The organism is Pseudomonas sp. NFR16, from assembly GCF_900108875.1.
In the GTDB taxonomy this organism is placed as follows: domain Bacteria; phylum Pseudomonadota; class Gammaproteobacteria; order Pseudomonadales; family Pseudomonadaceae; genus Aquipseudomonas.
The window spans coordinates 1,028,835-1,035,087 of sequence record NZ_FNYJ01000001.1 but is presented as its reverse complement, the minus strand read 5'-3'; the positions used below and the strand labels follow the sequence as shown (position 1 = coordinate 1,035,087).

At 61.9% G+C, this 6,253-nt stretch carries 6 protein-coding genes; 1 reads left to right on the top strand and 5 read right to left on the bottom strand.

Going from position 1 to position 6,253, the window contains the following annotated elements; all coding sequences use genetic code 11:
- Positions 1 to 211: 211 nt before the first annotated feature.
- The 3 genes from BMZ10_RS04615 to BMZ10_RS04605 all read right to left on the bottom strand — a co-directional run bounded on the left by BMZ10_RS04615 (position 212) and on the right by BMZ10_RS04605 (position 3,707).
- Positions 212 to 979 (bottom strand): 2-keto-4-pentenoate hydratase, encoded by a 768-nt coding sequence (locus BMZ10_RS04615; protein ID WP_093458847.1) that lies wholly within the window; start codon positions 977 to 979, stop codon positions 212 to 214.
- A gap of 93 nt (positions 980 to 1,072) precedes the next feature.
- Complete coding sequence (locus BMZ10_RS04610) at positions 1,073 to 2,383, bottom strand: MFS transporter (protein WP_093458846.1); 1,311 nt, start codon at positions 2,381 to 2,383, stop codon at positions 1,073 to 1,075.
- 118 nt (positions 2,384 to 2,501) lie between these two features.
- Positions 2,502 to 3,707 (bottom strand): pyridoxal-phosphate-dependent aminotransferase family protein, encoded by a 1,206-nt coding sequence (locus tag BMZ10_RS04605; RefSeq protein ID WP_256214347.1) that lies wholly within the window; start codon positions 3,705 to 3,707, stop codon positions 2,502 to 2,504.
- A gap of 156 nt (positions 3,708 to 3,863) precedes the next feature.
- Between BMZ10_RS04605 and BMZ10_RS04600 the strand changes: the two genes are divergently transcribed.
- Positions 3,864 to 4,589, top strand: coding sequence for a GntR family transcriptional regulator (locus tag BMZ10_RS04600; RefSeq protein ID WP_093458844.1), 726 nt, complete (start codon positions 3,864 to 3,866; stop codon positions 4,587 to 4,589).
- Between the two features lie 44 nt (positions 4,590 to 4,633).
- On the opposite strand, the gene BMZ10_RS04595 is transcribed toward BMZ10_RS04600, so the two are convergent.
- Both BMZ10_RS04595 and BMZ10_RS04590 read right to left on the bottom strand, forming a co-directional pair.
- Positions 4,634 to 4,912 carry a DUF2790 domain-containing protein gene (locus BMZ10_RS04595; protein ID WP_093458843.1) on the bottom strand — a complete coding sequence of 93 codons (279 nt, stop codon included), beginning with the start codon at positions 4,910 to 4,912 and terminating at the stop codon, positions 4,634 to 4,636.
- 209 nt (positions 4,913 to 5,121) lie between these two features.
- Positions 5,122 to 6,228 (bottom strand): alkene reductase, encoded by a 1,107-nt coding sequence (locus BMZ10_RS04590; protein WP_093458842.1) that lies wholly within the window; start codon positions 6,226 to 6,228, stop codon positions 5,122 to 5,124.
- Positions 6,229 to 6,253: the final 25 nt, after the last annotated feature.

The window sequence follows — 6,253 nt, the reverse complement described above, 5'->3', positions numbered from 1 at the left end:
TTCCCGGCTGAAGCCGGTCCTACAGACGCCGCACGCTGTTCGTAAGACCGGCGTTAGGCCCTTTCCCGGCTAAAGCCGGTCCTACAGACGCCGCACGCTGTTCGTAGGACTGGCTTTAGCCGGGAAGGCGTCGAGTGTCAGGCCGCTGATCGAAGGGGGCGTTAAAGAACGTTGGCTCACTCCCGCCGGGGCTTTGCGGTGAGGCTGGGCCTCAGATCAATTCGACCGATACGGGCGGTAGACCGCGGATCTCGCCCACGGCTTGTCCGGGGCCTTTGGTCTGGTACATGCCGGTGTAGGAGCCGGTGGTGATCACCAGATCAGGCGTGACACGCTGGCCGTTGCCGGTGTGGTGATTGACCAGCCACGGCAACAGGCGGCGCGGATCGCCGGCCGGATTGGCGCCGTCGCCCGGGACGATGTCTTCGTCGCCGTAGGTGAACGTCAGCGCTGGCTCGACGAAGGGAAAGCTGGCGTCGTAAGGCACGAAATCGCCAACGATCAGCGCACCGTGGTTCAACAGATCACCGAGTGCCAGTAACGGCTCGACCTTCGGCCACGCTGCGAAGCGGCTGGAAACCACTTCGATGGTCGCGGCCATGAAGCCGATGGCGCTTATGACTTCTTCATCGGAGTACGGCGCTTCACGGGGCACGAATTCGCGGTTCAGGCGAAAGGCAACCTCCAGCTCGAGAATGGGCGAAGGGTAGTCGACGCACTCCACCTGACTGCCGCTGGCAAACAGCCCGTCTTCCGGCAGCAGTGCGCCGTTGATCGGACCGCCCGAGGTGGATTTGGAGCCGACTTTCCAGCCACCCACGGTGGTGTCACGCAAGCGCAGGATTTCCCGTTGCAGGGCGTACGCGCCAGCGGCATCGGCAGGGACGTACTCGGGACGGATCTCGGCGATCTTCTGACCATTGCGCATGGCGTCGACGATCAATTCGGCAATGTTCGCTGGGTGAGACGATTGATTCACGCGGGACTTCCTTCATGCTATTGAATGGAAAGCGCTCCACAGCCCGCTCGCAGGAGGGCAACGGACGGCGGAGCCAGCGTCGTTACTTTAACCTCATTTGCTGACCACGACGGAAGTCGTCGGATGCTCAGGCGCGTTCCCGGCGCCGACGACAGGCTCGGTCGGGTTCTCGAATTTATGTTCCGGCTTCATCCCGAACGCCAGAATCACACCAATGGCCATCAGCAGCATGCTGCCGGCGAAAGGCAGGTCCCAACTGCCATAGCGGTCAATCAGATACCCTGAAACCACGGGCGACAGAATCGCCGCCGCAGCCGAGCCGGTGCTCATGATGCCGCTGGCGGTGCCGCTGAACTCCGGTGCGATGTCCATGGGAATCGCCCACATCGGTCCGATGGTCATCTCCGCGAAGAAAAAGCCGCCTGCCAAACACACCATCGACACGTAAGCGTTGTGCCCGAACATCACCGGCACCAGGCACGCGAGGGTCAGAAACATGCACACTGCAACCATCCAGCTGCGCGAGCGTTTCAGGCATCGGGTCTTGATCAGCAGGCGGTCGGTGACCAAGCCGCCGAGGGTGTCGCCGACCACGCCGGCGAGGAACACCGCCGAGGCGAAGATTGCCGATTTCTTCAGGTCCATGTTGTAACTGTGCAGGAAGTATTGCGGAATCCAGGACAGGAACAACCACAGCGTCCAGCCATAGCAGAAGTACACGATGGTCACCGGAAACATGCGCCTGAACAGCGCTTTCCACGGGACTTTCGGCGCCTTGCCCTTGGGCAGCGGCAGCAGCGCCAGTTCGGCCTGGGTGATGCGCGGATGGTCCTTGGGATGTTCGGCGAAAACGAACGCCCAAAGCACGACCCAGACCAGACTGATGGCGCCACACACGAAGAACGCCGCACGCCAGCTATAGGCGGCCATGATCGCCACCACGGCTGCAGGGGCGACTGCGTTGCCGATGCGTGCGGCGGAGTGGGTAATGCCTTGGGCGAATCCGCGTTTTTCCTTGGCGACCCAGCGGGACATCGCGGCGGTGGCGGCGGGAAAGGTCGCGCCTTCTCCCAGCCCGAGCAGCAGACGTGCGGCCAGTAACGACAACAGGCCGCCGGCGAAACCGGTCAGCACGGTCGCCAGTCCCCACAGCGCGCCGCAGACGATCAGCGTGCGCCGGGCGCCGTATTTGTCGCTGATCCAGCCGCCGATGACCTGAAAGACCAGGTAGGGATACGCAAAGGCCGAAAACACCAGACCAATCTGCGTATTGGACAAGCCGAATTCAGCGCCGAAGCCCGAAGCGGCGGTGCTGACGTTGACGCGGTCCAGGTAGGTGATGAAATACATGATGCAGAGCATGAACAGCACCATGCTCGTAGGGCGCAGGCGAAACAGTTTCATGACGCTATCTCCAGTTTCTTATTGTTCGCGCCAGGCAGGCGCGTGAGTCGGGATAGATCAGGAGCAGGTGTACGTCGCAGGCTTCAGGCGGTAAACCGATTACCGCCCAGTTGCCTGTTTACCGCCGGAAAGGCACGTCTTGCGAACCGATGAAATCCATGGCCGCCGCGATGCCGCTGCCGTTGAGTTTCACGCCCGCCATCTGCAGGCCCATTTCGCAGCCGGCCAAGGTCGCCATCAGCGTCAGATCGTTGCAGTCGCCCAGGTGACCGATGCGGAACATGCGGCCCTTCATCTTGCCAAGGCCCGTGCCCAGCGACATGTCGAAGCGCTCGTAAATGACCTTGCGCACCTGATCGGCGTCCACGCCGTCGGGGGTCATCACGCCGGTGAGCACCGGACTGTAGACGGCCGGGTCGGCGCACTGGATCGGCAGGCCCCAGGCATTGACCGCGATGCGGCAGGCCTGCGCCAGGCGATGATGGCGAGCGAACACGTTGTCCAGACCTTCGCCCAGAATCATGTCCAGCGCCTTAGACAAGCCGTACAGCAGATTGGTATTGGGCGTGTAGGGCCAATACCCGGATTTATTCATCTCGATGATTTCGTCCCACGCCCAGAAGCTGCGCGGCAGACGCGCGGTCTGGCTGGCGGCAATGGCTTTGGTCGAGATCGCGTTGAAGCTGATGCCGGGCGGCAGCATCAGGCCTTTCTGCGAGCCGGAAACGGTCACATCGACGCCCCATTCATCGTGACGATAATCCGCCGAAGCGAGGCCGGAAATGGTGTCCACCAGCAACAGGGCCGGGTGCCCGGCGGCATCGATGGCCCTGCGCACCGCGGCAATGTCCGACGTGACGCCGGTGCTGGTTTCGTTGTGCACGACGCACACCGCCTTGATGGCATGCGCTGAATCGCTGCGCAGGCGTTCCTCGATCTTCCCGGCGTCCACGCCATGGCGCCAGCCTTCGATGCCGGGCCGACCCAGAAACTCAGGCTCGATGCCCAGGCTTTCCGCCATTTTCTTCCAGAGCGTGGCGAAATGGCCGGTTTCGAACATCAGCACTTTGTCACCTGCGCTCAACGTGTTGCACAGCGCGGCTTCCCAGGCGCCGGTGCCGGACGCCGGGTAGATGATCACGGGCTGATCGGTTTTGAAGATCTTTTTGATGCCGCTCAGCACCTTGAGCCCGAGTTCGCCGAACTCAGGGCCACGGTGATCGATGGTGGGGTAACTCATGGCTCGCAAGATGCGGTCCGGCACCGGGCTGGGCCCTGGAATCTGCAGAAAATGACGACCGGCAGGGTGGAAATCGAGTTTCATGATGGCGCGCCTCTGTTTTTGTATTTTGAATGCAAACTACATTAGCAGTGCTTTGAGCCGCGTCAATTCGATGGGTAGAGGTGGCCAATCCACACCAGCCGCCTGTCAAATCAGGAAATATGTCTTAGTATTCCTCCATCGCCGAGAGGATTTTGTATGCAAGATTCAGATTTCCCGTCGCTTGTGGAGGGTGTGCGGCAACTGCCGAAACTCGCGCGCCAGCGCCTGCACGACACCGTGGTGGAGCATTTGCGCGGCTTCATCATCGAGGGCACGCTGGGTCCGGGCACCAAGCTGAACGAGCGTGAACTGTGCGAGACGCTGGGCATTTCCCGGACGCCGTTGCGTGAAGCGCTGAAAGTGCTGGCGGCAGAGGGTCTGATCGACATCTGGCCCAACCGCGGCGCCAGTGTCGCGCGAATGTCGGAACTGGAAATCCGTGAAGCGTTCGAGCTGATGAGCGGTCTGGAAGCCTTCGCCGGTGAGTTGGCGTGTGAACGCATCACGGTCGACGAGTTGGACGAAATCAAGGCCCTGCATTACGCGATGGTGGTGTGCAAGAACCAGAACGACCTGCCGGGTTACTACCAGCGCAACCGGGCCATTCACGACCTGATCAATCAGGCGGCACGCAATTCGGCGTTGCGTCAGACCTACATGGCGCTGAACGGGCGCATCCAGGCGCTGCGCTTTCGCTCCAATCTTCAGGCTCCGAAGTGGGACAGGGCGGTGCACGACCACGAGGAGATGATCCAGGCGCTCGAGGCCCGGGACGGCAAACGCCTGAGCGCCATCCTGCGTCAGCATTTGCTGGCCAAGCGTGACGCGTTGATGTTGATGGTGGGGCAGGACGACGAGCACCCGGAGTCGGTTCGTCGCTAGGCGTTGGCGTGTTTCTTTGAGCGACGCGGGTCGTTTAGTAAAGATCAGCCGTTTTCGCAAGTGTCGCCCAGGCGTGTGTACTCCAGCTTGTGCGTCACGCCTTTGCTGTCCAGGTACTCCATTTGCGCCTTCACCGGGCCGCAGCGGTCGGCGCCCGCGTTGGCATTGCTGATGCGAACGACCTTGGCGATGTCCAGATCCTGCGTGTAATCGTACTGAGTGGCCGGGCTCGCTGCGCTGCTGGACGTTGCAGCGTCAGCTGAGTCACTGGCCGAGGCATAGACACTGAACAGGGAAAGTGCGGCAAAAAGTGCATATTTCATGACGGGCTCCCACCTGTCCGTTTGAGCACGCAGACAGGGCATGGCTTGCTGATGGGGTCATGTTAGTCATGGGGTTGACGGGCCAGAAATACTGATTGTCGATACGGCAAATCATCGCAGTTGATGAAAAGCGCGAGATTGTCCGGCTTCCACTCATAGGGTGTTGCACGGCAGACAATCATAACGTTCAGAACTGGCCCGGACCGCGATTACGCCATCGCCGGATAATCGATATAGCCCTGCGCATCGCCACCGAAGAAGCGTTCGCTGTCGGCCACGTTGAGCGGATGATTACCGCGCAGGCGGGCGGGCAGATCCGGGTTGGCGATGAAGGGGCGGCCGAAGGCAATCAGGTCGGCGCGCCCATCCAGCAGAGCCTGTTCGGCGCTCTGCTGGTCGTAGCCGCCCGCCAGCATGAGCGGGCCTTTGAACTCGCCACGCAGACGTTTGATGATCACGTCCCAGCGCGGGTCGAACTGCTCATCGCGCACGGTGCCGACCATTGCCGGTTCTACCAGATGCAGATACGCCAGATTCAGCATGTCGAGCTGGCGGACGATGTAGCTGAAGGTGTCTTCCGGGGTGTCGTCGCCCATGCCCATGAAGCGACCCATCGGCGTCAGGCGCACGGCCACCCGCTGCGCGCCCACCTCATCGATGACCGCTCGGGTGACCTCGAGCACCAGACGTGCGCGGTTCTCGATAGAGCCACCGTAAGCGTCGTCGCGCACGTTACTGGCCGAGTTGATGAACTGATCGAGCAGATAACCGTTGCCCGCATGAATCTCCACGCCATCCATTCCGGCGAGCATTGCGTTGCGGGCAGCGCGGCGATAATCGGCGATGATCGCCTGGATGCCTTCGATCGTCATTGCCTGCGGGACCGGGACATCACCCCAGACGCCTTGGCCCTGTTCGTCGAGGATGAATGTCTTGCCAGGCACGGGCAGGGCACTTGGCGCGACCGGCAAGCCGCCACCGGGCTGAAACACGGGATGCGACACTCGGCCGACATGCCACAGCTGCAGGAAAATCCTGCCGCCTTCGCCATGCACCGCGTCGCTGACCTGCTTCCACCCGGCGACCTGTTCGGCGCTGTGGATGCCGGGCGTCCAGGCATAACCCTGACCCTGCGGGGAAATCTGCGTGGCTTCGGTAACGATCAGTGCCGCGCTGGCCCGCTGACGGTAATACTCGACGTTCATCGGCGTCGGCACATTGCCCGGCTGGCCCGCGCGGGAGCGGGTAAGCGGCGCCATCGCGACGCGGTGGTTCAGGGTCAGGTGGCCGAGCGTGATCGGGGTGAAGAGCTTCATGGTCGTGGTCTCGAATGCGTGTTGC